This window comes from Pseudomonas orientalis (assembly GCF_002934065.1).
GTDB classification, from domain to species: domain Bacteria; phylum Pseudomonadota; class Gammaproteobacteria; order Pseudomonadales; family Pseudomonadaceae; genus Aquipseudomonas; species Aquipseudomonas orientalis_A.
Genome location: NZ_CP018049.1, coordinates 5,705,919 through 5,732,293, shown reverse-complemented (window position 1 = coordinate 5,732,293; position 26,375 = coordinate 5,705,919). Strand labels below are relative to the sequence as shown.

Sequence of the window (26,375 nt, the reverse complement as noted above, 5' to 3'; positions counted from 1 at the left end):
CTGTTGACTGATACTCTGCTATCGGGGGCAAGCCCCTCCCACATTTGGTTTGCGCTGTGTTTTAGCGCAGGTTCAGGCTGAACCCAACCCGCGTCAGCCACTCCGCTTCCTGGGCGAAGTCCGCCTGGGTCAGCTGGTTTTCGTCCAGCCAGCCTTTGGGGAACATCACTTCCAGGCTGTCGCCGTCGGCGCGCAGTTTCACCTGAGGCATTTCCTGGGTGCCACGGATGTGGTGGAACAGGATCGCAAAGCGCAACAGCGCGCAGAGGCGAATCAGCTTGATGCCGTCCTGGCCGAACTCGGCGAACTTGTCCTTGGGAATATTGCGACGGTGACCGCGCACCAGCAGCGCAAGCATCTGTTGGTCTTCCCGTGAGAATCCGGCCAGATCCGAGTGCTCGATCAGGTAGGCGCCGTGCTTGTGATAGTGGTAGTGGGCGATGTCCAGGCCCACTTCGTGCACCTTGGCGGCCCAGCCCAGCAGTTCGCGCCATACGCCGTTTTGCAGGTCCCAGTCGTCGGCCACCTGGTCGAAGGCATGCAGGGCTTTGCGCTCGACGCGAGCCGCTTGCTCCAGGTCGACGTGGTAGCGCTCCATCAGCGAACTGAGGGTGCGCTCACGCACATCTTCATGATGATGGCGACCGAGCAGGTCATAGAGCACACCTTCGCGCAGGGCGCCGTCACAGTGATCCATGCGTTGCAGTTCGAGGGCGTCGAAGATCGCTTCAAGAATCGCCAGGCCGGCTGGGAAGATCGCGCGGCGGTCAGGCTTGATGCCGTCGAAGTCGATCTTCTCGGCATCCCCCAGCTTGAACAGCTTGCGTTTGAGCCACGCCAGGCCTTCGGCATTCACCTCGCCAGCGCCATGGCCGCCGGCCTTGAGCGCCAGGCCGATGGCACGGATGGTGCCCGAGGAGCCGATGGCTTCATCCCAGCTCAGGCGGTGCAGGGCGTGTTCGATACTCATGATCTCCAGCCGCGCCGCCGTGTAGGCCTGGGCGTAGCGCGCCGGGGTGATCTTGCCGTCCTTGAAATAACGCTGGGTATAGCTGACGCAGCCCATCTGCAGGCTTTCGCGCAGCAGGGGTTCGAAGCGCTGGCCAATGATGAATTCGGTGCTGCCACCGCCAATATCCGCCACCAGGCGTTTGCCCGGTGTGTCGGCCAGCGTGTGGGAAACCCCGAGGTAAATCAGGCGCGCTTCTTCGCGGCCGGAAATAACCTCTACCGGGTGCCCGAGGATTTCCTCGGCGCGATGGATGAATTCGTTGCGGTTACGGGCTTCGCGCAAGGCGTTGGTGCCCACTATTCGTACAGCGCCAGGGGGCATGCCGTTGATCAGTTGCGCAAAGCGCTTGAGGCAGTCGAGCCCACGCTGCATGGATTCTTCATTGAGTTGACGTTCGTCGTTGATCCCGGCAGCCAGTTGCACTTTCTCGCCGAGCCGCTCAAGGATGCGGATTTCACCGTTCTGGGCCTTGGCCACGACCATGTGAAAGCTGTTGGAGCCCAGGTCGATGGCTGCGATCAGGGACAGATTCTTGGCTTGGGATTGCGGCATGGTTTGGGGATCTCGGTCGATAACCTTGTCATCGTGCCACGATCGACCGCTGGAGCCAACGCGTTGTGCTTCGGTAATTTTTCTGAAGCTGTCTGCGGGGATATCTTGTGAGATATGTAGGGTGATATCCCATCATAGCTGCTGAGTAGCGACTTAGTTTTGTAGGGAGTTTTAACTCTGGTTGTAGTAAAGCCGGTTTTTGATTATTCCTACAGAATAAGTTTGGTTATTCCAGTGATTAATTTGTCTTGGCCTACCTTTAAGTTGTTATTAGGTAGCCTGAAATTTTTACTGTTCTTACAGTGGCCGTAGTTTTATCCGATTCTTTAATGTGGCGCCAAAGCGACACACTGTCATCCGGCAATTGTGCCTTGGTGTTATCTATGTGTCGTTTTGGGTATCCGGGAAGATAAGGTGTTTGGCGATGGAGCCGCCATGACGACAACAGAAAGCACCTGATAACTTTAAGTGACAGGTCGAATATGAAGAAAATTGTTGGATTGACCCTGGGTCTCGCCTGCATGGCGGCAAACATCGGTGCCCATGCTGCCACCAGCGCCGAACTGATCGTCAGGGGCGTCATCAAGCCCGCTGCCTGCAACCTCAGCATGAGCGGCGGCGGCATTATCAACTACGGCGATATTCCCTCCGGTCAACTGTCCCAGACGGCGTTCAACGCGCTTGGCGAAAAAACCACGCCTATCACCGTCAGCTGTGGCAATACGCCGGCGCAGTTCGGGCTCAAGTTTGTCGACCTGCAAGCCGGCAGCAAGGTAACGGGCATACTCGCGGCACTCGGGGGAGGTTACACCGAGGCGCAGAACTTTGGGTTGGGCACCGTGGCCGGTCGCAAGACCGGTGGTTTTGCCGTGACTCTCAAGGACCTGCGCTCGCCGAGCGCAACGCTGTCTCCGATCATGCGCGTCAGCAGTGGCGCCTGGCAAAACAGCGATGGCAAGGTTGCACAGTCGCCTAGTCAATATTCCTGGCGCAGTGGTTCATCGCCCACGCCTGCCGCGATCTCCCAGTTGACCGGGACGATCACTGTGCGAGCGGTTATCAATAAAGGCCAGGACCTGGACCTGAGCCGCGACGTTACTCTGGATGGGCGCGCAACACTTGAACTGAGTTACATCTAAGCGACATAACGACAGTCGATCAAGAGGCTTGATGTTTCTGATCGACTGTTTTTTATGCGCGGCCGGCGATCAGCAGTCAACTTTAAGGTTGTGGGGAGCACAGTGTGTCCAGTCGTTCAGTGTTAAAAAATATGCGCTTATTATTTGCAATGTTGATGCTCTGTGTTGTCGGTGTTGCGGTGGCAGATGGCATGTTGCCCGAAACCACGGTCATTGTGCTGAACGAAGAACAGGGTGAAGCGACTATAAACATCAAGAATACCGACGCGGCGCCAGCATTACTGCATTCGGTAATAGAAAATGTGCCTGAAGATATGGAACCGCTCTTGATCGTGACGCCGCCTATTGCGCGGGTGGAAGCGGGAGAGACACAACTGGTCCGCTTTATCAGCACTTTGAAGGCACCGTTGAAGACTCAGCGGTTAAAGCGCGTAACTTTTGAAGGCATCCCCCAGGCGCGTGCTGCGGGCGGTGCGACCATTGGTATCACCCTGCGGCAGAACTTGCCGCTGATCCTGCATCCCCAGGGCCTGCCCGTTCATCACACGCCCTGGGAACTGTTGAAGTGGCGGAGCACAGGGCAACGCTTGTCGGTTCACAACGACAGCGCTTATGTGGTGCGCATGGCACCACAGATCCGGTTATTGCCACAGGGAACCCTGGCTACGTTGCCACGCACCTACATCCTGCCGGGCGAAGCGCTGGCGGTGAAGGTTGAAGGCCCCCTGCAGGGACTCACCGGCATTGAGATTCAGCCGGCCACGATCTACGGCTTTTCGGTAGAAAACTACCGGGCCCCGATCACTGCCGATGGGGGTTGATCAACCCATGACCAACCTGTCGAATCACCGAACTGGAACATCTTTACGCGCCCGCCGACCCACCCTGCTCGTGGGGGTCGCGACACTCTGGAGTTTGCCTGGCGTTGTCCCGGCGTTGGAGTTGGGCGAGGGCTTTGACCTGGCGGCATTGACCACGCACGGTATTGACCCGAAAGTCTCGGACTACTTTCGCACGGCGGCGCGCTTTCGCGAGGGCAACCAGGTGGTGGGATTGCAAGTCAATGGCAACCCGCTCGGGTTGGTGGACGCGCAGTTCGATGCCAATGGGCAGTTGTGCTTTACCCCGGCGTTGCTGGAAAAAGCCGGGTTGGTAAAGCCTGATGGGGTCGTGCGCAAGGGCGCCACCGCCGACCAGGCGTGCCATGACTTCCTGGGAGCCTTCCCCACCACCATGGTGCGGCTGCGCCCGGGCAACGACGAGGTGTCGCTGGTGGTGCCCACTTCATCATTGCGCGGACCGCAGTGGGAAGCCGGCGATTTTGCCCGGGGCGGGGCGGCGGCGCTGTTCAACTATGACGTGCAAGGTTTCGACAGCCATTCGCGCGGCGGGAACAACCGGTTCGTATCGGCCTACACCGAAGCGGGTTTCAACCTGGGCGATTGGATTGTTCGCAGTCGTCAACTCTATGTCTCCGATAATGGCGTGGCGCACAATGAGCACCTGTATGCCTATGCGCAGCGGGATATCGCCGCATTGCAGTCGACGTTCCAGGCCGGCCAGCTTTCCAGCAACAACCCATTGTTTGGCGGCATCCAGTTGTCGGGTGTGCAGTTTTCCCCCGACGGCCAGTCGCGCGTGCCGGCAGGTAGCAATAATGCCGTGGTGGAGGGTTTGGCCCAGAGCCAGTCGCGCATCGAGGTGCGGCAGTCCGGTGTGTTGATCCACAGTACGCTGGTGCCCGAGGGTCCTTTCCGACTGACCGGTTTGCCGTTGCTCAATGGCACGAGCGACCTTGAGGTCAGTGTGATCGACGTGCGCGGAGCCCGACGCAGCTTTGTGGTGCCGGCGGCTTCGTTCGCCGGTGCCGTGCCGGCGGCGCCTGGTTATTACTTTTCCCTGGGCAAGGTGCGTGAAGAAACGCAGGGGGAGGGCCCTTCGCCCATTGTCGCAATGGGCAGCGGGACCTGGGCGTTGGGGCGTGACTCATCCGCCGGTTTCGGCTTGTTGAGCAGCGACGAGTACTGGTCGGCAGGTGGCACGTTGAGCAGTGTGTTTTTCCAGCGGGTATCGCTGGGCGCGCGCCATAACCTGTCCCGCGACAGCCGTAATGCCGTGTCCGGTTCACGCAGTAGCGTATCCATGAGTACCCCGGTCTCCGCTGGCATCGATCTCAACCTCAGCGCCACCAGCCAGACCCGGGGCTATCGCGAGGTGGTCGAGGCGGGCCGGCCCTTCAAGGCCGATGTGCTGGAGTCGCGCTTCAAGAATCAATACACGGCGGGCGTGACATGGGTCGACCCCACCCTGGGGGCGTTCTCCCTGGGCTATACCCGCGGCGCTCAATTCGACGGGCAATCGAGCGAACACGTATTCGCGTCCTGGAACAAGTCGTTCCGCTACGCCGATGTTGCGCTGATTGCCGACTCCCAGGTCGGCAGCACCCAGTCCCGCCGTGACGCTGCGCGGGATCGGAGCCAGCGCGACACCGTGCGCGAGGATGACTTGTCCTTGCGGTTGCAGGTCAGCGTGCCCTTGGGCGTTGATCGTCGCGTGAGCAGCTATGTCAGCCGCCGTGGGGGGCAATCCCGTGCCGGTACGGCGCTCAATGAGCGGGTCAACGAGTATGTGAATTACGAGGTGGGCGTCGAGCGCGACCTCAGTGCGAGGGAGCAATCGGTGCGCGGCCAGGTCGATCTCACGCCGCGTTACACCCGAGTCGGTCTGGGTGCCAGTCGCGACCCATTGGGCACCAGTTATAACGGGCAATTGCAAGGTGGCGTGGTCGCTCACGGAGGTGGGATTACCTTCTCGCCTTACGCGGTACAGGACACCTTTGGTATTGCGTCGGTAGGCGACATTGGTTCTGCCAAAATCGACACCCCGCAAGGCCCCGTATGGACCGACTTCACCGGCCAGGCCGTGCTTCCAGGCTTGCCTGCCTACACCAACAGCCACATCGAAGTGCAAACCCAGTCCTTGCCAAAGCGCGTTGATTTGAAGAACGGCACCCGGGTGCTCGCCGCAGGGCGCGGTTCCGTCAACACGGTGGCATTCGATGTGGTGAAAGTGCGCCGTATGCTGGTCAACGCCACGGATGATCAGGGTCGGCCATTGCCCCAGGGAGCTGCGGTGTTCGGCAAGGGCGATCGTTTTCTGACCAGCGTGGTGGGCGAGGGTACGATCTTTCTCAATGACGTGAACGACTTGCAGGACCTGAAGGTTTTACTGCCGGACTCTGCCAGTTGCCTGCTGAACATTTCACCTGGAGGCCAGCCTGACAATGACAAGTTCTTCGAAACCACTGCGGCGGTGTGCCATGGTCGGTAAGCTCACAAGCATCGGCGCGGCGCTGTTCTGTACGGTGTTGCTGGCCCAGGAGGCGCGGGCCGAAAACTGCCGGTTGTCGTTGAGCCAACCGCGTATTGATTACGGTGTCATTCGCAGGGAGGCGCTGGCCGAGAGCGCTACGGTCACGCTCGGTACGCGATCGCTGCAGCTCAACGTGTTGTGTGTCGAGCCATCGGCAATGGCGTTGCGGTTTATCGGTGCCGCCGATGGGCAAACGTTTCGCTTCGGCCAGCAGGGCCGACTGCGGTTGAGCCTCAAGCATGCACAGGTGGATGGGCGTCCCGTCGAATGGGCGATGATGAGCCAGCCTGATGGCGGCGCGGGCGGGCAGTTATTGCCCGGACAGGTCCTGGTGGCCCGTGCCGCAGGGGGACTGGTGACAGGCCAACGCTTGACGGCCCAGGTCGACATCGACACCGACCTGCCCGCCAACGCCTTGCAAGTACGCAGTCAGACGCTGTTGGAAGGGCAGGGTAGTTTTGAACTGGTCAGCCCGGCTGTTCCACGGAGCCGATGAAGTTGGCGAGCTCGGGCGTTTGCGGGTTGGCAAACACGACCTTGGGGTCGCCCACTTCATGCACCTTGCCCTGGTGCATGAACACCAGCTTGTCACCGACTTCGCGGGCGAAGCGCATTTCGTGGGTCACCATGATCAGCGTCATGCCGTCTTTGGCCAGTTGGCGCACCACACTGAGCACTTCATTGACCAGTTCCGGGTCCAGGGCCGAGGTGATTTCGTCGCACAACAGCACCTTGGGCGACATGGCCAGAGCGCGGGCAATTGCTACACGTTGCTGCTGGCCGCCAGACAGGCGGTCGGGGAAGGCATCGAACTTCTCCCCCAGACCCACGCGTTCCAGCATCTGTTTAGCCAACTGCGCTGCCTTGGCCTTGGGTACTTTCTGCACCACCTGCGGCGCGAGCATGACGTTCTCGCCCACGGTCAAATGTGGAAACAGGTTGAACTGTTGAAACACCATGCCGACCTTCTGCCGCAGGCTGCGCAGGTCGGCGCGGGCGGCGTCGAGGTATTCGCCATCGACTTCGATCACGCCGTCGTTGATCGACTCCAGGCCATTGAGGGTACGCAGCAGGGTGGATTTACCCGAGCCACTGCGGCCGATGATCGCCACCACCTGGCCTTCTTCAACGGTCAGGTCAATGCCCTTGAGCACGTGGTGATCGCCGTAATATTTATGCAGGGCAGAAATTCTAAGCAGAGGCATGCAGTCTCCTTTCCAGGTAGCGCGCACTGAGGGACAAGGGGTAGCAGAGCAGGAAGTAACCGAGGGCCACGAGGCCGTAGACCATGAAAGGTTCGAAGGTGGCGTTGGCGAGCATGCCGCCGGTCTTGGTCAGCTCGGTAAAGCCGATGATCGAGGTCACGGCGGTGCCTTTGACCACCTGCACCGAAAACCCTACGGTCGGCGCCACGGCAATACGCAGGGCTTGGGGCAGGATCACGTAGCGCAGTTGTTCAAGGGGGTTGAGCGCCAGGCTGGCCGACGCCTCCCACTGCCCATGGGCAATGGACTCCACGCAGCCGCGCCAGATCTCGGCGAGGTAGGCGCTGGTAAACAGGGTCAGGGCGATGGCTGCCGCCAGCCACGGCGAGATATCCACACCGAGCAGGGCAACGCCGAAGAACACCAGAAACAGCTGCATCAGCAGCGGCGTGCCCTGGAACAGTTCGATATAGGTGCGCGCAACGTTGCGGGCGAAGGCCTTGTTGCTGATGCGCAGGATCATCACCAGCAAACCGATCAGCCCCCCGCCGACAAACGCCACCAGCGACAGCAACAGCGTCCATTGCAGGCCGGTGAGCAGGTTGCGCACGCTGTCCCAGAAGGAAAAATCACTCATCGACTGTTCCTCATCACAAAGCGGCGGCCGATCCAGTTGAGCAGCTGGCGAATCATCAGCGCCATGCACAGGTACACCAGAGTGGTCAGGGCGTAGGTTTCAAAGGCGCGGAAATTGCGCGACTGAATGAAGTTGGCGGCAAAGCTCAGCTCTTCGGTGGCGATCTGCGAACACACCGCCGAGCCGAGCATCACGATGATGATCTGACTGCTCAAGGCCGGCCACACCTTGCCCAGTGCCGGCAGCAGCACCACATGACGGAACGCTTCGAAACGCGTCATCGCCAGTGCGGCGGCGGCTTCCAGCTGCCCTTTCGGGACGGCCTGGATGCCGGCACGGATGATCTCGGTGGAATAGGCGCCCAGGTTGATCACCATCGCCAGCACTGCGGCTTGCCACTCCGTGATCTTCAGGCCCAGGGAAGGCAGGCCGAAGAAAATGAAGAACAACTGCACCAGGAACGGCGTGTTGCGGATCAACTCGACATACACACCGAAAAACCAGGCGAACGGCTGGATCTTCCACGCCCGCACGACGGCGCCGACCGTGCCCAGGGCCACGCCGAGGATGGCGCCGATGGCCGTCAGCTCAAGGGTGAACAACGCGCCTCGCAACAGCAGGTCGGTGTTGGCCAGCACCGGCACAAAGTCAAATTGATACGCCATGGATCAACTCCGGCTTAGAGGTCGGCAGGCAGGGGCTCTTTGAGCCATTGCAGCGCGTTCTTTTCCAGGCTGCCGTCGGCCTTGGCCGCGACCAGGATCTGGTTGACCTTCTCCAGCAACGCCGGCTCGTTCTTGTTCACACCGACGTACACCGGCGAGTCCTTGAGCTTCACTTTCAGCGCCGGTACGCGCTTGGGATTGCGTTCACTGATCGCCACCATCACCACGTTGCCGCTGGCGATCAGGTCGACCTGGCCGGCCAGATAGGCGGCGATGGTCGAGTTGTTGTCTTCAAAGCGCTTGATGGTCGCCTCCTTGGGCGCGACAGCCGTCAGCTCGATGTCCTCGATGGCGCCACGGGTCACGCTGATAGTTTTGCCCTTGAGGTCGTCGGTGCTGCTGACGGCGGCGTCAGGCGGGCCGAATACGGCGAGGTAGAAAGGTGCGTAGGCCCTGGAGAAGTCGATGACTTTTTCGCGCTCGGGGTTCTTGCCCAGGCTGGAGATCACCAAGTCCACCTTGCCGGTGGTGAGGAATGGGATGCGGTTGGTGCTGTTGACCGGGGTCAACTCCAACTTGACCTTGAGTTGGTCGGCCAACAGCTTGGCGGTGTCGATGTCCAGGCCGCGGGGTTTCATGTCGGGGCCCACCGAACCGAATGGCGGGAAGTCCTGCGGCACAGCCACCTTGAGGGTGCCACGGGCGACGATATCGTCCAGACCGTTGGCCTGGGCGGGTGCCTGGCTCAGCATCAGGCTGGCAAACAGGGCAGTGAGCAGGGCGCTGTAGCGCTTGGTCATGGCAACTCTCCGAGAAGGGCGAAGGAATTTTCTGAGTTTGCTCAGTGCACAGCCCATGCCAGCCCCCTTGGAAGAGGCTGCAAGGCACGCTGCCGTTGAGGTGTGATGGTCTTACTGGTCTGAACAGTGGTTGCGCTTTTCGCACCCTTTTCGGGCGCCGTGAAAAGCGCGCGAGCCCCTTTGGGGCGTGGCTTGCCGACAGACGTGAATAGCTTTACAACTAGCCACTCAGTTGACTGGAACCTTGAGTTTTCTATGAATTCCATCGCCCAAGCCGTACCGGAGGCGGCCCTGCAGGCCATCCGCAAACTGATCAAGGAGCGGGGCTTCGGGCCGGGCGATGCATTACCTTCTCAACGCGATTTAGCAGTGCGTCTGGGCGTGAGCCGGGCGTCGTTGCGGGAGGCGTTGTCGTCCTTGAGCGCCCTGGGGGTGGTCAGTGTGCAGCCGGGCAAGGGCGTGTTCGTGCAGGTACCGCAGCCGCCGTCCGAACTCGCCTGGCCGTTTGCAGCGCAGGCCACGCCGCTGGATATCTTCCAGTTGCGTTACGCCCTTGAAGGGTTCGCAGCCGGTTTGGCGGCGGTCACCTTGACCACCGACGAACTCGACAGCCTCCAGGACAATGTCGAAGCAATGCGCAAGGTGCTTAAGGCCGGTGACTTTGAAAGCGCCGCCCGGCTGGACTTCGAGTTTCATCGGCGCATCCTGCTGGCCAGCGGCAACCAGGCGATGGTGAGTATCCTGAGCGCCAGCGCCGAGGTCTTTCTGGAAAGCCAGAAACTACCGTTCATCCGGCCGGAACGCGCCATGGAAACCTGGCAGGAACATCGCAAGATTCTGCGCGCCCTGGCCCGGCGCACCAGTGCGGCAGCGCAGAAAACCATGCAGGAACATGTACGTAATGCGGCGATGCGCACGGGTATTGCCTTCGTCACACCTGTCTCGCCGTGAGCGGGCGATATTCAAAGTCATGCGCGGCCATAGCAACACTCAATCAGAGGCGGCTTCCTGAACGGGGGAAGGGCGGCTATGATGGGCAACGTTTTTTTTGCTTACAATCCGGAGACATCCATGAGCAACGATCTTATCAAGCACGTCACCGACGCGACCTTTGAGGCCGAAGTACTCAAGGCTGCTGGCCCGGTGCTGGTTGACTACTGGGCTGAGTGGTGCGGCCCTTGCAAAATGATCGCTCCGGTCCTGGACGACATTGCAACCACTTACGAAGGCAAGCTGACCATTGCCAAGCTGAACATCGACGACAATCAGGAAACCCCGGCCAAGCATGGCGTGCGTGGTATTCCGACCCTGATGCTGTTCAAGAACGGCGAGGTTGCGGCCACTAAAGTGGGCGCACTGTCGAAGTCTCAGCTGCAAGCTTTCCTCGACGCCAACATCTAAGCGTCGTCAAAAAAGCCCCGAAAATCTCGGGGCTTTTTCGTAAAACAGGGCTAGACGCTCCGAAATTCAGGTGGTACATTCGGCCCCGCACTGGTTTCTCCACTGCCCCCTGCAAGCCGTCGCCGACGCATTCCTTTTCGATTAGTACGCGATCCTGTCGCCTTCTCTGCGGCGCGGCCTCATTAAGCCAAAAGCTTAATTTCCCCCCTCCATAAATGATTACGTCATTCCTATATGAATCTGACTGAACTCAAGCAAAAGCCGATTACCGACCTGCTCCAACTGGCCGAAGAAATGGGCATAGAAAATATGGCCCGTTCGCGCAAGCAGGACGTGATTTTCTCCCTGCTCAAGAAGCACGCGAAAAGCGGCGAGGAAATCTCCGGTGATGGCGTGCTGGAGATTCTCCAGGACGGCTTCGGCTTCCTCCGCTCCGCAGACGCTTCCTATCTTGCCGGCCCAGACGATATCTATGTCTCGCCGAGCCAGATCCGTCGCTTCAACTTGCGCACCGGCGACACCATCGTTGGCAAGATCCGACCGCCGAAGGAAGGCGAGCGTTATTTTGCCCTGCTCAAGGTCGACACGATCAACTTTGATCGTCCCGAGAACGCGAAAAACAAGATTCTCTTTGAGAACCTGACCCCGCTGTTCCCGACCGTGCGCATGAAGATGGAGGCCGGCAACGGTTCCACCGAAGACTTGACCGGTCGTGTCATCGACCTGTGCGCCCCGATCGGCAAGGGCCAGCGTGGCCTGATCGTCGCGCCGCCCAAGGCCGGTAAAACGATCATGCTGCAGAACATTGCAGCGAACATCGCGCGTAACAATCCTGAAGTTCACCTGATCGTACTGTTGATCGATGAGCGTCCGGAAGAAGTGACCGAAATGCAGCGCACCGTGCGTGGCGAAGTGGTTGCCTCGACGTTCGATGAACCACCGACCCGCCACGTGCAGGTTGCCGAAATGGTGATCGAGAAGGCCAAGCGCCTGGTCGAGCACAAGAAGGATGTGGTAATCCTGCTCGACTCCATTACCCGTCTGGCCCGTGCCTACAACACCGTGATCCCGAGCTCCGGCAAGGTGCTGACCGGTGGTGTCGATGCCCACGCCCTGGAGAAGCCAAAGCGTTTCTTCGGCGCCGCGCGGAACATCGAAGAAGGCGGTTCGCTGACCATTATCGCCACCGCGCTGGTTGAAACCGGCTCGAAGATGGACGAAGTGATCTACGAAGAGTTCAAGGGTACCGGCAACATGGAACTGCCCCTGGACCGTCGTATCGCTGAAAAGCGTGTGTTCCCGGCCATCAACATCAACCGCTCCGGCACGCGCCGCGAAGAGTTGCTGACCGCCGACGACGAACTGCAGCGCATGTGGATCCTGCGCAAGCTGCTGCACCCGATGGACGAAGTGGCCGCTATCGAGTTCCTGATCGACAAGCTGAAAACCACCAAGACCAACGACGAGTTCTTCCTGTCGATGAAACGCAAGTAATACGGCGTTTCAGGTCCGAAAAATGGCGTCCCGCCCGGGGCGCCATTTTTTTTGCGTCGAGATTCATCGTTTTTTATGGCATAAGTGTCCGTTAAGTAACAAAAATTGTATCCGCGACTACGCTCACTCCTTTCGTCACAGACTGACCACAATTCTTATGACCACTCTTGCTTACCGCAGAGACATTGACGGCCTGCGTGCCATCGCTGTCCTCGCCGTCGTGCTGTTTCACTTCGGCGTTCCTGGCCTCACCGGCGGTTTCGTTGGCGTCGATGTCTTCTTCGTCATTTCCGGCTTTTTGATCACGTCCATTATTTGGCGTGAGCGTCAGGCCGGGCGCTTCAGTTTCATCGACTTCTGGGCCCGGCGCGCACGGCGCATCCTGCCGGCGCTGTTCGTAATGATTGCGGCCACACTCGCGGTGGGCTGGTTTCTGTTGGCGCCCAAGGACTACGAAGAGTTGGGGCGGTCTGCGCACTATCAGGTGACCTTTACCTCCAACCTGTTGTTCTCGCGCCAGCATGGCTACTTCGATGCAGCTTCTGACATCAAGCCCCTGCTGCACACCTGGTCGCTGGCGGTAGAAGAGCAGTTCTACATTTTCTTCCCGCTGTTGCTCACGCTGCTTTCAGCTCGCTTGAAGCACTGGCGCCTGGCGCTGTTCGCGGTGCTGCTGGGCTCGTTTGGCATGAGCGTCTGGGCGGTTGAGCACGAGCCGCAAAAAGCCTTCTTCCTGCTGCACCTGCGTGCCTGGGAATTACTGGCCGGTGCGATGCTGGCGGTGCTGCCCAAATATCAATGGCGCGCTTCGCCTGCCCTGGCCCAGGGGGTCAGCCTGGCCTCCATGGCACTGATCCTGATCGCGGTATTCGGTTACGACGCGAAAACCCCGTTTCCCGGTCCGGCCGCGCTGTTGCCGGTGCTGGGCGTGGTCGGGTTGATCTGGGCCAACGGGCAGCAATACACCTGGGTCGGGCGCCTGTTGAGTACGCGGCTGATGGTCGGTATCGGGCTGATTTCCTATTCCTGGTACCTGTGGCATTGGCCGGTGTTTGTGTACGCCAACTATGCCGCGGTGGATGGCTTGAGTGTCCTGGAACTGGCCGGCTTGATGCTGCTTTCGTTGGTGCTGGGCTACCTGTCCTGGCGCTTCGTGGAAACGCCGTTCCGGGAAAAACGCTTGCTGGCCTCGCGTAAGGCGATTCTTGCTTCAGCCGTGGTCGGCATTCTGGGGCTTGGTTTCACTGGCTTGGCGATCCGTGAATTCGACGGTGTGCCGTCGCGCTTGTCTGAGCAGGCGTTGATTTTCGCGAAGGCAAAGAAGTGGAGCCCGGAGCTGACGGCGTGTATGGCTGACAAGGACACGCCCGATGAGCGGTTGTTCTGCCATTTCGGTCCCAAAAGTCAGTCGGTCTCGGCGCTGGTGTGGGGCGACAGTCACGCCACCGCGCTGATTCCGGCGCTCAAAGAGGGCGCTGATCGCCATGATATCAGCGTGATTGAAGCCAGCTTTGCCGGCTGCATCCCCTTGGATGGCCTTGAGAACATTGCCCGGTGTGCGCATTTCAACCATCGCGTCGAGAAGGCGATGACCGAAAAGAAAATCAGCGATGTGGTGTTGGCGGCGCGCTGGAGCCTGTATGTCTACGGGCAAATGTCGGGTGACAAAGAGCATGCGCTCAAAGACCCCAGCACCGGCGAGTACGTGCAGGCTGTGGCTGAGCAACGCTTTGCCCAGGGGATGCGCGAGCGCATTCAGGCGCTGCGCGCTGCGGGGCACAGGGTCTGGCTGGTCAAGGAGGTGCCGCTGCAGGAAATCATCGTGCCTTACCGCCTCAGTCGCCTGGCAATGATGCACCGACCGTTTGACGGCGAAGGTCTGGACGTAGCCAAGCATCTCAAGCGCCAGGCGTTTATCAGCCAATTGTTCGATGAGCTGGCGGCCGCCGACAGCGGCGTCGCGGTGCTGGACCCGGCGCCCTCGCTGTGCGGCACCGATGGCTTGTGCCGGGTCGAGCTCAACGGGCGCGCGCTGTACACCGACGATAACCACCTGTCTGAAGTGGGCGCGCGGCATATCGAGGCCTTTATGGAACCGCTGTTCAGTTCACTGCAGTCACGGGGGCTGACGGCCAATTAAGCTGCCAGCCGCCTCGAGAGCAGGTAGGATGTACGCCTATTTTACGGGTGGCATGGTTAATGAAATTCAAGGATCTTCGGGATTTCGTGCAGCAACTTGAGCAGCGCGGAGAGTTGAAACGTATCCAGATGCCGATTTCACCGGTACTGGAAATGACTGAGATTTGCGACCGTACCTTGCGTAACAAGGGCCCGGCGCTGTTGTTCGAGAACCCGACCGGCTACGACATTCCGGTGCTCGGCAACCTGTTCGGCACACCCGAGCGCGTCGCCTTCGGCATGGGCGCCGAGGCGGTCAGCGAGCTGCGCGAGATCGGCAAGCTGCTGGCTTTCCTCAAGGAGCCCGAGCCACCCAAAGGCTTGAAGGACGCCTGGTCGAAGCTGCCGATCTTCCGCAAGATCATTGCCATGGCGCCCAAGGTGGTCAAGGACGCGGTGTGCCAGGAAGTGGTCATCGAAGGCGATGACGTGGACCTGGCCATGCTCCCTGTGCAGACCTGCTGGCCCGGCGACGTCGGCCCACTGATCACCTGGGGCCTGACCGTCACCAAAGGTCCGAACAAGGACCGCCAGAACCTCGGCATTTACCGCCAGCAAGTGATCGGCCGCAACAAGGTGATCATGCGTTGGCTGAGCCACCGTGGCGGCGCCCTGGACTTTCGCGAATGGTGCGAAAAACATCCAGGCCAGCCATTCCCGGTCTCCGTGGCGCTGGGCGCCGACCCGGCCACCATCCTCGGCGCAGTGACGCCGGTGCCGGACAGCCTGTCCGAGTACGCCTTCGCCGGCCTGCTGCGCGGCAACCGCACCGAGCTGGTGAAGTGCCGCGGTAACGATCTGCAAGTGCCGGCCACCGCCGAAATCATCCTGGAAGGTGTGATTCATCCGGGCGAAATGGCCGATGAAGGGCCTTACGGCGACCACACCGGTTATTACAACGAAGTCGACAGCTTTCCGGTGTTCACCGTTGAGCGCATCACCCATCGGATCAAGCCCATCTACCACAGCACCTACACCGGTCGGCCACCGGATGAGCCGGCGATCCTTGGCGTGGCGCTGAACGAAGTGTTCGTGCCGATCCTGCAAAAGCAGTTCCCGGAAATCACCGACTTCTACCTGCCGCCGGAAGGTTGCTCGTACCGCATGGCCATCGTCACCATGAAGAAGTCGTACCCAGGCCATGCCAAGCGGGTAATGCTGGGTGTGTGGTCGTTTTTACGACAGTTCATGTATACCAAATTCGTTATCGTCACCGACGACGATATCAATGCCCGCGACTGGAACGACGTGATCTGGGCCATCACCACGCGCATGGACCCCAAGCGCGACACGGTAATGATCGACAACACGCCGATCGATTACCTCGACTTCGCTTCGCCGGTGTCGGGGCTTGGATCGAAAATGGGCCTGGATGCCACTCACAAGTGGCCGGGTGAAACCACCCGCGAGTGGGGCCGGGTAATCGTCAAGGATGACGCCGTGACGGCTCGCGTCGATGCAATCTGGAAAGAATTGGGAATAGATTGATGCGCGTAACCCTGCAACCTTCCGGCGCGGTACTGGAACTGAACCCTGGCGAACGCATCCTCGACGGTGCGCGCCGCCTGGGCTATGAATGCCCGCAGGCGTGTCGCAACGGCGTATGCCACGTGTGTGCGGCGCTGTTGGTGGAGGGCCGTGTGCAGCAGAGCGGTGAGGTGCGTGATCATGGTGAGTTCTACACCTGCATCGCCGAGCCGTTGGAAGATTGCATTGTGTTGTGGGATGGCGTGCTGGCGCCGGGGGAATTGCCGGTGCGCAAATTGTCGTGCCAGTTGAGCGAATGCGTGGAAGTCGGCGGCGATGTGTGGCGCGTGCGGCTGCTCGCGCCGGCTGGCAAGGCGGTGCGTTACCACGCCGGGCAGTACCTGATGATCGAGCGTGAGAACGGCGAGAAGTCGGCGTTTTCCCTGGCCTCGGCACCTCACTCCGGCCGCGAGCTGGAACTGCATGTGCTGGCCCGTGAGGACAGCGCACGCAACCTGTTGGACCAGCTACAGCGCAACCGCATGGCGCGGATTGAACTGCCTTTCGGTGACACCCACCTGGCCCAGTTGCCGGACGGGCCGCTGGTGCTGATCGCCGCCGGCACGGGCATGGCCCAGATGCACAGCCTGATCGAGCATTGCCGGGCTTCCGGCTTCAAGCACCCGGTGCACCTGTATTGGGGCGTGCGTCGCCCGGAAGATTTCTACGAGATCGAGCACTGGGATCAATGGCAGCAACTGCCCAACCTGTTCCTGCACAAAGTCGTCAGTGACCTGTGCGGTTGGGAAGGGCGCTGCGGCTTGCTGCATGAAGCCGTGTGCGAAGACATTACCGACCTCAAGGCCGTGCACGTGTACGCCAGCGGATCACCGGCGATGATCTACGGCACGCTGGATGCGTTGGTCGACGCCGGTATGGATGCGCACCAGATGCGCGCTGACGTATTTGCCTACGCTCCACGTCCCTGACGTAATCAACGTGTGGGAGGGGGCTTGCCCTAATGCCGCCCTCTCCCTCTGTAGGAGCGAGCTTGCTCGCTCCTACAAACAGGGCTTCCCCCTCCCACATTGATTTACGCCCGTTCAGAATCTCAGACCAGTCGTCACCATCGCTGCATTGAACCCCAGCAACACCAGTTCTGCCGCCATCGGCCCGTAATGCGTGCCCACGGACGGAATGATGACGGGCGCCACGCCATAACGGTTCAGGGGGATCTTGTCACGGTACTTGCCGCGATAACCCTGGATCGCCCCACCCGTGACCTTCAGGTACACCGGGTAATCGGCCATGTCATAGCGCTTGCCGACGTATGCGTAGTAGGCGCGTTGCCTGAACGAGTTGCGAAAGGTCGCCGCGCCATAGACCAGGCCCGACGCTTCGTTGCGCTCCAGTCCCAGCAGGTTTTGCTGGTTGTTGTGCTCGGGGTCGGGCGCGAAATGCCGGGTGTAGACGCTGGTCTGCGCGTACCAGAAGCCTTTGTCGTCGTTTGCTGGTGGGGTCTCAGCTGCCAGTGCAGTGGTGGCCTGGGCCAGGAACAGCAGGCCAGGCAAGCGGATTTTGTGCATGGGCGGCCTCGATAGTCGATTGGATGAGCGGCTAAGTGGGTCGTGATGTATGCGGCATTTTGGCGGATTGCCCGCTGCTCAGGCTGAACCTTGGCTGAAAGCGCTCGGATCGCCGTCGCGGTGGCTGATGAGCGGGTGAGGGTGCTTATGCATTCGCTTATTCTTTTAAGGTATTTATTTTATTCGATGAATATCTTTAGGCTATATGTCAACGGACTACCGACTTCATCCACAGCCACCAATCACTGACCGCTACCGCCCGCCAGCCGGATCGATCGTACGAACTCTGAGCGTTGAAGTTCTATTAATTGATTCATAGGGAGCGGTATGGGGAGCTACAGAAAACACGCGTTATACACGGCGATTTTGTCGGCCAATTTGCTGACCACCGTGGGATTCAATCCCGTTCTTGCGGATGAAACGTCCGCCGTCGATGCGCCCCAACTGGGTACGGTCATCGTGACCGGCACGCGCGCCCAGGAGCGCACCGCCAGTGCTTCGCTGTCGCCAATCGATGTGATCTCCGGCGAAACCCTGCGCAGTACCGGCTCCGACGAGCTGGGCGCGGTGCTGGCGCGCCTGATCCCATCGATCAACTTTCCACGGCCGAGCCTGGTGGATGGCGCCGAGCTGGTACGCCCGGCGCAGTTGCGCGGTTTGTCACCGGACCAGGTGTTGGTACTGGTCAACGGCAAGCGCCGTCATACCAGTGCTTTCGTCAACCTCGGCGGTGCGGTGGGTCGCGGTTCGGCACCGGCGGACCTGAATGCAATCCCACTGTCGGCGGTGGACCACATCGAAGTGCTGCGCGATGGCGCGTCGGCACGTTACGGCTCCGACGCGATCGCCGGCGTGATCAATGTGATCCTCAAGCACGACGACCAGGGCGGTTCGATCTCCACTCGGTTCGGCGGGTACAAAAAAGGTGACGGCATCCAGCGTAATGTCAGCGGCAATACGGGCCTGGCATTGGGCGAAAACGGCTTTATCAATCTGTCGGCCGAAGGTGCCGACAACGATTACACCAATCGTGCCGGCAATGATTACCGCCCAGGCAGTGTCGGTTCCACCACCTACGGCCAGCGTGTATTCCGTCAAGGCGAGCCGGCCACCAATGAGGGCAAATTCCAGTTCAACTCGGAATATTCCTTCAACGATGCCGCCGAATTCTACAGTTTCGGCGGCTACAGCAAGCGCCGCGGCGAGACGGCAGCGTTCTACCGCGCCAGCAACGCTTCCAATAATATTGCGGCACTCAACCCCAACGGCTACCTGCCGCTGATCAAAGGCAACCTGGAAGACACCTCGCTGGTGGTGGGCCTGCGCGGGCTGCTCGCCTACGACTGGCACTACGACCTGTCGGCCAACTACGGCAAGAATCAGTACGAGCTCGGCACCGAAACCATCAACACCTCCCTGGGCCTGGCGACGCCGCGCAAATTCAACAACGGCACCCTGAGCAACGAGCAGAAGCAAGTCAGCCTGGACCTGTCCCGCGAGTTTGACCTGGGCTGGCTGCCGTACCCGGTCTCCGTGGCGTTCGGCGGTGAATACTTGCATCAGGGCTATGAAATCCAGGCAGGTGAGCCCGCGTCCTACTACCAGACCGGCAGCTCTGGCCTTGGCGGGTTCCGCGATGCCGATGCGGGGACCAGTACGCGGCATAATTGGGCGCAATACCTGGATTTGGAAACCAACTTCACCGAACAACTCAGCGCCTCGGCCGCCGTGCGCCATGAGGACTACAGCGATTTTGGCTCCAACCTCAGCGGTTCGCTGTCGGCGCGTTACGACTTCACCCCGCAAGTGGCGTTGCGCGGCAGCATTTCCAATGGCTTTCGCGCGCCGTCCCTGGCCCAGCAGAACTTCGCCTATACCTCATCGCAATTGATCGGTAATACGATCCAGGAGGCCGGCACGTTCCCGGCCAACAGCCAGGTGGCGCGCCTGCTCGGTGCCGAAGACCTCAAGGCTGAAAAGTCGCGTAACTACAGCCTTGGCCTGGTGCTGGAGCCTGCCGACGACCTGACGGTGACACTGGATGTGTATCGCATCGACATACGCGACCGCATCAGCCTGTCGTCCAACCTCACGCTCAATCCGGCGACGGTGGCCTACCTGCAAGCTAACGGTGTCGGCAATATCAACTACACCACAGCGCGTTATTTCACCAACGCCACCGACACCAGCACCGACGGTGTCGACCTGGTGGCCAACTATCGCTATCAGTTCGATAACGGTATCCGCTGGAACAGCACCGTGGGCTACAACTACAACCACACCAAGGTCACCGATGTGAAGGCCAACCCGGCCGTCCTCGACAGCCTGGGCGCCAACCTGGTGCGGGTGGACCGTCGCGAGCGCATCGGCTTGCTCGGCGACACCACGCCCCAGCACAAGCTGAGCCTGGGCAACGACTTCACCTTCGGCAATTGGGCACTGCACAGCAACCTGGTGCGCTATGGTGAGTTCACCAGCTACCAGGCGGACAAGGTCAACGACCAGACCTTCAAGGCGGCCTGGGTGCTGGACCTGTCGGCGGACTACAAGCTGAAGAACTGGACCTTCACCCTGGGCGGCGACAACGTCACCGACAAATACCCCGAGAAGGTCAATGCCTACGCCAGCAGCGGCGGCAACCTGGCCTACAGCACTTTTTCGCCGTACGGTTACAGCGGCGCGTTTTATTACGGTAAAGTCGCTTACAACTGGTAGCACACAGGAGGCGCAACGCTTTTCGCCATGACCGCCATTGAAACCGATCTTTTGCAGTTGGCTTACCCTCCGCGGCTCGATCTTGGGCCGCAACTCACTCACGAACAATTAATGAGCTCGATGCAGGCCACCATGGCCCGGCATAAGGGTGGGCCGGTCTGGCTGTTTGCCTATGGTTCGCTGATCTGGCGTCCTGAATGTTCGTCGAGCGAGCGGGTGCGCGCACGGGTTCACGGTTATCACCGTGGCCTGTACCTGTGGTCCCACGAGCATCGGGGTACGCCGGAGTTGCCGGGCCTGGTGTTCGGGCTGGATCGGGGCGGTTCGTGCAGCGGGTTTGCCTACCGCTTGCCGGAAGATCAGTTGGAGGCTTCGCTGTATGCATTATGGCAACGCGAAATGCCTTACCCCTCCTACAAACCGCACTGGCTCAGTTGCCGCCTGGAAGATGGCAGTCAGGTGCAGGCGCTGGGATTTGTGCTGGAGCGGCACTTGCCCAGCTATGCTGGCAACTTGCCCGATATCGTGCTGAACCACGTTCTGCAAAGCGCTTGCGGGCGTTACGGCACCACTCGCGATTATGTCGAGCAGACCGTGAACGCCCTGCGTAGCCACGCCATGCCAGATAAAAACCTGGAGGCGCGGCTCAAGCGGTGTGCAAAGGATTGCTCGGGCAGTTAGCGCGCCGAGCTGACGCTGTTGGTGTGCCACAGCGTCGGGATCAGGAAGGCGATCGCCAGCACGCACGCGCCAATCAGCAGCACGAAACCACCGTCCCAACCGAAGTGGTCCACGGTGTAGCCCATCGCCGCGCTCGCCGCCACCGAACCGCCCAGGTAGCCGAATAGGCCGGTGAAGCCGGCCGCGGTGCCGGCGGCTTTCTTTGGTGCCAGTTCCAGCGCCTGCAGGCCGATCAGCATCACCGGGCCATAGATCAAAAAGCCGATGGATACCAGCGCAATCATGTCGACCATCGGGTTGCCCGGCGGGTTGAGCCAGTAAACCAGGGTCGCCACGGTCACCAGCGCCATGAACACGATGCCGGTCAGGCCGCGATTGCCACGAAAGATCTTGTCCGACATCCAGCCGCACAGCAGCGTGCCCGGGATACCTGCCCACTCGTAAAAGAAATACGCCCAGGACGACTTGTCGACCGTGAAATGCTTGGCTTCTTTCAGGTAGGTCGGCGCCCAGTCCAGTACGCCGTAGCGCAGCAGGTAGACGAACACGTTGGCGAGGGCGATGTACCACAGCATTTTGTTGCGCAGCACGTACTTGACGAAGATTTCCTTGGCGCTGAATTCGTCTTCGTGGCTGGCGTCGTAGCCTTCCGGGTAGTCGTTCTTGTACTGCTCGATCGGCGGCAGGCCAACCGATTGCGGCGTGTCGCGCATGGTGATGAAGGCAAACGCCGCCACTGCCAGCGCCACCGTAGCCGGCACGTAGAACGCCGCATGCCAGTCATTGAACCAGGCCATGCCGAGCAGGAACAGCGGGCCGATCAGGCCGCCGCCGACGTTGTGCGCCACGTTCCACACCGAGACCACGCCGCCGCGTTCTTTCTGCGACCACCAGTGCACCATGGTCCGCCCACTTGGCGGCCAGCCCATGCCTTGGGCCCAACCGTTGATGAACAGCAAAATGAACATCATGGTCACGCTGGACGTCGCCCAAGGCGCGAAACCGAAAATGAACATCACCCCCGCTGACACCAGCAGGCCGAAGGGCAGGAAGTAACGCGGGTTGGAGCGGTCGGACACCAGGCCCATGAGGAACTTGGACAGGCCGTAGGCAATCGCGATGGCCGACATCGCCAGGCCCAGCTCACCGCGGGTGTAGCCCTCGTCGATCAGGTAGGGCATGGCCAGGGAGAAGTTTTTGCGCAGCAGGTAATAGCCGGCGTAACCGAAGAAAATACCGGCGAAGATCTGCCAGCGCAGGCGTCGGTAGGTACTGTCTATTTTTTCTTCAGGCAGGGGCGCCTGGTGTGCGGCAGGTCGGAAGAAAGCAAACATTCAAGGGCTCCAAATTTCTTGTTTTGACTGCGGATGCGAATGTTACAGTTTCGTTACCGAAAATAGCATCGCCTCTTATCCGCAAACACAGGAAATGGGAGCAATTGCATGTTCTCTTATGAACATGTCGCGAATAGGTAAGTGTGGGTCGTTGAGGATCAAATGTGGGAGGGGGCTTGCCCCCGATGGCGGTGTATCAGGTTAGTCATTGCTGGCTGACCCACTGCTATCGGGGGCAAGCCCCCTCCCACATTTGGGCTGCATTTCACCTCGGTCAACGGGTTTGGACGACAACCTTGCCCACAGCCTTGCGCTGCCCCAGATCATTGATCGCCTGGGCCGCCTGCTCCAGCGGATACACCTGCGATACCAACGGCTTCAACTTGCCCTCGCCGTACCAGGTGAACAACTGCTGAAAGTTCGCCGCATTATCTTGCGGCTGACGCTGGGCAAACGAGCCCCAGAATACGCCCACCACCGCCGCGCCCTTGAGCAGTGCCAGGTTCACCGGCAATTCGGGGATGCGCCCACTGGCAAAGCCCACCACCAACAAGCGGCCGTTCCAGGCGATCGAACGGATCGCCTGGTCAAACAGGTCGCCACCCACCGGATCGTAGATCACATCGGCGCCGTTGCCGTCGGTGAGGCGCTTGACCTCATCCTTGAGGTTGGCTTCGCTGTAATTGATCAACTCATCGGCGCCGGCGGCCTTGGCCACCGCGAGTTTGTCGGCGCTGCTGGCCGCGGCGATCACCCGGGCGCCCATAGCCTTGCCGATTTCAACGGCGGCCAGGCCCACGCCACCGGAAGCGCCGAGCACCAGCAGGGTTTCGCCCGGTTGCAGGTTGGCCCGCTGCTTCAGCGCGTGCATCGAGGTGCCGTAGGTCATGCTGAAGGCGGCGGCGGTGTTGAAGTCCATGCTCGGTGGGATCGGCAGCACGTTATAGCCCGGCACCGCCACCTGCTCGGCAAAACTGCCCCAGCCGGTCAGGGCCATCACGCGATCACCGACTTTCAAGTGGCTGACCTTCTCCCCGACGTCACTCACCACGCCCGCCGCTTCGCCACCCGGGGAAAACGGGAAGGGCGGCTTGAACTGGTATTTACCCTCGATGATCAGGGTGTCCGGAAAATTCACCCCGGCCGCGTGCACGTCCAGCAGCACTTCGTTCTTCTTGATCGCGGGGCTGGCGATCTCTTCCAGCACCAGGGTTTCGGCGGGGCCGAAGGCTTTGCACAGCACAGCTTTCATCGGACTATTCCTTTTGGCGTCGTGGCCGATAAGTGTAGGAGGGTACGCCCGTGGGTCAACAAGCATGCCCGCGCCTGATAAGCCCCCATAAGCTTGTGCTCAGCCTTGCTAGCGTTATGCTACCCGGCAACCGAATTCGAGGAATGAACTGTGAAAGCGTGGATCCTGTTGATGCTGGCCCTGACCTTGCCGATGGCAGCCCAGGCCGAAGAAGCCAAGGAAGGCGAGGCGCCGAAGGTCAGCTACATCAGCCTGACGCCGCCGTTCGTGGGCAACTACGGCCTGGATGGCACGGCAAAACTCAAGGTATTCAAGGCCGACATCGCTCTGCGCGTGACCGGCGAAGAAGCGGCAAAGTTGGTCAAGGCCAACGACCCGTTGATCCGCAACCAACTGGTGGCACTGTTTACCCAGCAGACCAACGAAGCCATGAGCACGGTTGAAGGCAAGGAAAAGCTGCGCCAGGAAGCGTTGAAACAGACGCAGCAGGTGATGAACGATGAGACCGGCAAGCCGATGGTGGAAGACCTGTTGTTCAACAACCTGATCATTCAGTAACCCTTCAACGCAACGCCAGGACTGCCGCCCACTGTTCGGCGGTGACCGGCATCACCGAGAGTCGGCTGCCTTTTTGCACCAGAGGCAGTTCGGCCAGCGCGGCCTGCTGTTTCAGGTAGCCCAGGCCCAGCACCTTGGCAAAGGTCTGCACGTGCGCGACGTCAATTGCGCTCCACGGGTTTTTTTCCGGGGTGGCCTTGGCATCGAAGTAGTGGCTTTCTGGCTCCAGCGCGGTGGGGTCGGGATAGGCCGCCTTGACGATTTTGCCGATGCCGGCAATGCCTGGCTCGGGGCAGCTGGAGTGGTAGAAGAAGAATTCGTCGCCCACCGCCATGGTCCGCAAAAAGTTGCGCGCCTGGTAATTGCGCACCCCGTCCCAGCGGGCTTCACCGAGCGTTTCCAGGCCTTTGATCGAGAGTTCGTCGGGCTCGGATTTCATCAACCAGTAGGCCATTTTTGCGCTCCTGAAAAAGGCATTGGGCAAGTTGTCGGGCAATCCCGTGACAAACCGACAGTCGGTTGGCGTCAAGGTTTGCGTGTTGGTTCACGTTACCGCAGAATGCCGGGCTTCAAGCTTGGCGCAGCTGCAACGGACTACTTTGGAACGTTGTTGTCATCGTGTACGAGATGCCTGAAGGGGGGCAATCGATGCAACGTAAACCGGATTTACTATGGATATTGGTTATTTTGTTTGGTCTGGGTGTCGTGACCACCGGTTATGCCCAGAGCCTGTGGTCGAACAAGACCGATGCACCGGTTGAGCTTTCGCCTGTGCAGCAGCAATTCAAGCGTTAATGCGATTTTAAAGCGTCGCTGATTCCAGCGACGTTTCTGCGACATACCATTGCTTATCGGTGACAGTGCACGCCAGCGGCACGTCCCAACTCGCCTGCGCCAAGCGATCGACTTGCTGACATTCATGGGCCAGCCCCAGCAGCGTCGGCTTGCGCCACGTGTTGCGCCTGGCGAGGTAAGCCAGGCTGCGGTCATAGAAGCCGCCACCCATGCCCAACCGCCCACCCTCATTATCGAACCCCACCAGCGGCAGCAGCACCAGATCCAGCGCCCACACCTTGCGTTGGCGGTGGGTATCGGCCCGAGGCTCGAGAATGCGAAAGCGGTTGGGCAGCAACTTATCCCCAGGCCGCACGCGCTGGAACACCATTTTGGTTCTCGGCCACGCACTCAGTACCGGCAGGTAGGTGGCCTTGCCCCGGCGCTGGGCAGCGCGCAGCAGCAGGCGCGGATCGATTTCACCGTCCGTCGGTAGATACAGGGAAATATGTCTGGCCCGGCGAAACAGCGGGTGCTGTGCCAGTTGCCGGTAAAGACCTTGCGCGGCCTGACGCTGCTCGCTCGGTGTCAGAGCGCGGCGTGCTTTGCGCAACAGGCGTCGAAGTTGCGGACGGGAAAGCGGCGCAGGTTCGGTCATGGCTGTTCGGCTCATAAAACAATGCCAGTCCGAAGACTGGCATTGAGTTTGGGAATTCAGGCTCCCCGGCAGAGCCGCTGTCGACTAAGCCCTTGAACCCGAAAGTTCAAGGTGGAAGAAGCAGTAGGCTTTAAGGCTTTCCGTCTAGCGGACATGCACACCAGCCCAACGTGCAACTTCCAGGGTAGTGCGAATCGGCTCCGGGACATCGCCGACTGGCAAACACGCCAGGGAGTGAGGCGAGTATACCTTAAACAGACTCGGCAATCAGCCCTTGGGTGCGTCGGAATCGGTGGAAAGCGCCAGGTCGACGCGTTCGAGCAGGTCACGCACCTGCTCGCGGGTCGAGCCGCTGGCCTGCGCGTCAGGGCGTTCCTGCTTGTGCAGCAGGTCGTGGGTAATGTTCAGCGCAGCCATGACGGCGATGCGGTCGGCGCCGATCACTTTGCCGCTGCTGCGGATTTCACGCATCTTGCCGTCCAGGTAGCGGGCAGCGCTCACCAGGTTACTGCGCTCCTCCTGGGGGCAGATGATCGAATACTCTTTGTCGAGGATCTGCACGGTAACGCTATTGCTTGAACTCATGAGTCTTGCTCCAGGGCCTTCAGGCGCGAAATCATCGATTCGACCTTACGCCGGGCGATTTCGTTTTTTTCAATGAGGTGAGCGCGTTCCTCGCGCCAGGTCTTTTCCTGAGCTAATAGGAGTCCGTTTTGACTCTTAAGTTGCTCGACCCGATCAATTAGCAGTTCGAGTCTGGCCATCAGCGCTTGCAGGTCGGTGTCTTCCATTGGGTTCCACTGGATTTTGTCTGATGAATGGCAACTTCAGGATAAACGATCTGACGCCCTCGATAGTCTTGGTGCGTCTGCCGGTGCTAGGATACAGCGCTCCA

General features: G+C 60.2%; 26 protein-coding genes and 1 other RNA gene. 14 read left to right on the top strand and 13 right to left on the bottom strand.

All coding sequences use genetic code 11. From position 1 onward, the window contains the following. Positions 1–61: 61 nt before the first annotated feature. On the bottom strand, positions 62–1,564 hold the full coding sequence (gene ppx / locus BOP93_RS26025; RefSeq protein ID WP_104505084.1) for an exopolyphosphatase: 1,503 nt from the start codon (positions 1,562–1,564) through the stop codon (positions 62–64). 482 nt (positions 1,565–2,046) lie between these two features. On the opposite strand from ppx, the gene BOP93_RS26020 reads away from it, so the two are divergent. From BOP93_RS26020 to BOP93_RS26005, 4 genes are all read left to right on the top strand, one after another. After that, positions 2,047–2,703, top strand: a complete 657-nt coding sequence (locus BOP93_RS26020) for a DUF1120 domain-containing protein (RefSeq protein ID WP_065893910.1) — start codon at positions 2,047–2,049, stop codon at positions 2,701–2,703. Between the two features lie 131 nt (positions 2,704–2,834). Beyond that, on the top strand, positions 2,835–3,524 hold the full coding sequence (locus BOP93_RS26015) for a fimbria/pilus chaperone family protein (RefSeq protein ID WP_104505083.1): 690 nt from the start codon (positions 2,835–2,837) through the stop codon (positions 3,522–3,524). A gap of 7 nt (positions 3,525–3,531) precedes the next feature. After that, complete coding sequence (locus tag BOP93_RS26010) at positions 3,532–6,033, top strand: fimbria/pilus outer membrane usher protein (RefSeq protein WP_104505082.1); 2,502 nt, start codon at positions 3,532–3,534, stop codon at positions 6,031–6,033. Further along, positions 6,023–6,571, top strand: coding sequence for a hypothetical protein (locus BOP93_RS26005; RefSeq protein ID WP_104505081.1), 549 nt, complete (start codon positions 6,023–6,025; stop codon positions 6,569–6,571). Before BOP93_RS26010 ends, BOP93_RS26005 begins: the two co-directional genes overlap by 11 nt. Here the strand turns inward: BOP93_RS26005 and BOP93_RS26000 are convergent. The 4 genes from BOP93_RS26000 to BOP93_RS25985 are packed head-to-tail and all read right to left on the bottom strand — an operon-like array spanning position 6,543 to position 9,382. Then, positions 6,543–7,280: an amino acid ABC transporter ATP-binding protein gene (locus BOP93_RS26000; RefSeq protein WP_065887006.1), complete on the bottom strand. Its 738-nt coding sequence runs from the start codon at positions 7,278–7,280 to the stop codon at positions 6,543–6,545. The two genes, BOP93_RS26005 and BOP93_RS26000, sit on opposite strands and share 29 nt — an antisense overlap. Beyond that, positions 7,267–7,917, bottom strand: coding sequence for an amino acid ABC transporter permease (locus BOP93_RS25995; RefSeq protein ID WP_104505080.1), 651 nt, complete (start codon positions 7,915–7,917; stop codon positions 7,267–7,269). The genes BOP93_RS26000 and BOP93_RS25995 overlap by 14 nt, the downstream gene beginning before the upstream one ends. Further along, a complete protein-coding gene (locus BOP93_RS25990; RefSeq protein ID WP_104505079.1) occupies positions 7,914–8,582 on the bottom strand; it encodes an amino acid ABC transporter permease in 669 nt (222 codons plus the stop codon). Before BOP93_RS25990 ends, BOP93_RS25995 begins: the two co-directional genes overlap by 4 nt. A gap of 14 nt (positions 8,583–8,596) precedes the next feature. Next, positions 8,597–9,382, bottom strand: a complete 786-nt coding sequence (locus BOP93_RS25985) for a transporter substrate-binding domain-containing protein (RefSeq protein ID WP_065887009.1) — start codon at positions 9,380–9,382, stop codon at positions 8,597–8,599. 255 nt (positions 9,383–9,637) lie between these two features. Here BOP93_RS25985 and BOP93_RS25980 point away from each other — a divergent pair, with 255 nt between their 5' ends. From BOP93_RS25980 to BOP93_RS25955, 6 genes are all read left to right on the top strand, one after another. Then, positions 9,638–10,333 carry a FadR/GntR family transcriptional regulator gene (locus BOP93_RS25980; RefSeq protein WP_104505078.1) on the top strand — a complete coding sequence of 232 codons (696 nt, stop codon included), beginning with the start codon at positions 9,638–9,640 and terminating at the stop codon, positions 10,331–10,333. Between the two features lie 120 nt (positions 10,334–10,453). After that, positions 10,454–10,783 carry a thioredoxin TrxA gene (gene trxA / locus BOP93_RS25975; RefSeq protein WP_104505077.1) on the top strand — a complete coding sequence of 110 codons (330 nt, stop codon included), beginning with the start codon at positions 10,454–10,456 and terminating at the stop codon, positions 10,781–10,783. Positions 10,784–11,017: 234 nt separating this feature from the next. Beyond that, positions 11,018–12,277: a transcription termination factor Rho gene (rho, locus tag BOP93_RS25970; protein ID WP_003176825.1), complete on the top strand. Its 1,260-nt coding sequence runs from the start codon at positions 11,018–11,020 to the stop codon at positions 12,275–12,277. A 157-nt stretch (positions 12,278–12,434) separates the two neighbouring features. Next, positions 12,435–14,417 carry an acyltransferase family protein gene (locus BOP93_RS25965; RefSeq protein ID WP_104505076.1) on the top strand — a complete coding sequence of 661 codons (1,983 nt, stop codon included), beginning with the start codon at positions 12,435–12,437 and terminating at the stop codon, positions 14,415–14,417. A gap of 59 nt (positions 14,418–14,476) precedes the next feature. Next, on the top strand, positions 14,477–15,943 hold the full coding sequence (gene ubiD, locus BOP93_RS25960; protein WP_065887012.1) for a 4-hydroxy-3-polyprenylbenzoate decarboxylase: 1,467 nt from the start codon (positions 14,477–14,479) through the stop codon (positions 15,941–15,943). Continuing rightward, positions 15,943–16,911, top strand: a complete 969-nt coding sequence (locus tag BOP93_RS25955) for a CDP-6-deoxy-delta-3,4-glucoseen reductase (RefSeq protein ID WP_104505075.1) — start codon at positions 15,943–15,945, stop codon at positions 16,909–16,911. Before ubiD ends, BOP93_RS25955 begins: the two co-directional genes overlap by 1 nt. Before the next feature lie 114 nt (positions 16,912–17,025). On the opposite strand, the gene BOP93_RS25950 is transcribed toward BOP93_RS25955, so the two are convergent. Then, on the bottom strand, positions 17,026–17,508 hold the full coding sequence (locus tag BOP93_RS25950; RefSeq protein WP_104505074.1) for a sn-glycerol-3-phosphate transporter: 483 nt from the start codon (positions 17,506–17,508) through the stop codon (positions 17,026–17,028). A 327-nt stretch (positions 17,509–17,835) separates the two neighbouring features. On the opposite strand from BOP93_RS25950, the gene BOP93_RS25945 reads away from it, so the two are divergent. Further along, positions 17,836–20,223, top strand: a complete 2,388-nt coding sequence (locus BOP93_RS25945; protein ID WP_104505073.1) for a TonB-dependent receptor plug domain-containing protein — start codon at positions 17,836–17,838, stop codon at positions 20,221–20,223. Positions 20,224–20,250: 27 nt separating this feature from the next. After that, positions 20,251–20,904 carry a gamma-glutamylcyclotransferase gene (locus BOP93_RS25940; RefSeq protein ID WP_057723381.1) on the top strand — a complete coding sequence of 218 codons (654 nt, stop codon included), beginning with the start codon at positions 20,251–20,253 and terminating at the stop codon, positions 20,902–20,904. Here the strand turns inward: BOP93_RS25940 and glpT are convergent. Together glpT and BOP93_RS25930 are read right to left on the bottom strand one after the other, a co-directional pair. Then, complete coding sequence (glpT, locus tag BOP93_RS25935; RefSeq protein WP_065887017.1) at positions 20,901–22,238, bottom strand: glycerol-3-phosphate transporter; 1,338 nt, start codon at positions 22,236–22,238, stop codon at positions 20,901–20,903. The genes BOP93_RS25940 and glpT overlap by 4 nt on opposite strands. Positions 22,239–22,512: 274 nt before the next feature. Then, positions 22,513–23,490 (bottom strand): NADPH:quinone oxidoreductase family protein, encoded by a 978-nt coding sequence (locus tag BOP93_RS25930; protein WP_104505072.1) that lies wholly within the window; start codon positions 23,488–23,490, stop codon positions 22,513–22,515. Positions 23,491–23,640: 150 nt separating this feature from the next. On the opposite strand from BOP93_RS25930, the gene BOP93_RS25925 reads away from it, so the two are divergent. Next, positions 23,641–24,048 (top strand): flagellar basal body-associated protein FliL, encoded by a 408-nt coding sequence (locus BOP93_RS25925; protein WP_104505071.1) that lies wholly within the window; start codon positions 23,641–23,643, stop codon positions 24,046–24,048. Between the two features lie 4 nt (positions 24,049–24,052). On the opposite strand, the gene BOP93_RS25920 is transcribed toward BOP93_RS25925, so the two are convergent. Continuing rightward, positions 24,053–24,502, bottom strand: a complete 450-nt coding sequence (locus tag BOP93_RS25920) for an EVE domain-containing protein (RefSeq protein WP_104505070.1) — start codon at positions 24,500–24,502, stop codon at positions 24,053–24,055. A gap of 194 nt (positions 24,503–24,696) precedes the next feature. On the opposite strand from BOP93_RS25920, the gene BOP93_RS27660 reads away from it, so the two are divergent. Beyond that, positions 24,697–24,843: a hypothetical protein gene (locus BOP93_RS27660; protein WP_015886446.1), complete on the top strand. Its 147-nt coding sequence runs from the start codon at positions 24,697–24,699 to the stop codon at positions 24,841–24,843. A gap of 7 nt (positions 24,844–24,850) precedes the next feature. Here BOP93_RS27660 and BOP93_RS25915 read toward each other — a convergent pair whose 3' ends face one another. The 4 genes from BOP93_RS25915 to BOP93_RS25900 all read right to left on the bottom strand — a co-directional run bounded on the left by BOP93_RS25915 (position 24,851) and on the right by BOP93_RS25900 (position 26,271). After that, positions 24,851–25,480, bottom strand: coding sequence for a 5-formyltetrahydrofolate cyclo-ligase (locus BOP93_RS25915; RefSeq protein ID WP_104505069.1), 630 nt, complete (start codon positions 25,478–25,480; stop codon positions 24,851–24,853). Positions 25,481–25,538: 58 nt separating this feature from the next. Beyond that, a non-coding RNA gene (gene ssrS / locus BOP93_RS25910) (6S RNA) lies at positions 25,539–25,717 on the bottom strand. Between the two features lie 30 nt (positions 25,718–25,747). Further along, positions 25,748–26,065 (bottom strand): cell division protein ZapA, encoded by a 318-nt coding sequence (locus BOP93_RS25905; RefSeq protein WP_065887022.1) that lies wholly within the window; start codon positions 26,063–26,065, stop codon positions 25,748–25,750. Next, positions 26,062–26,271, bottom strand: coding sequence for a TIGR02449 family protein (locus BOP93_RS25900; protein WP_003177365.1), 210 nt, complete (start codon positions 26,269–26,271; stop codon positions 26,062–26,064). Before BOP93_RS25900 ends, BOP93_RS25905 begins: the two co-directional genes overlap by 4 nt. Positions 26,272–26,375 lie beyond the last annotated feature (104 nt).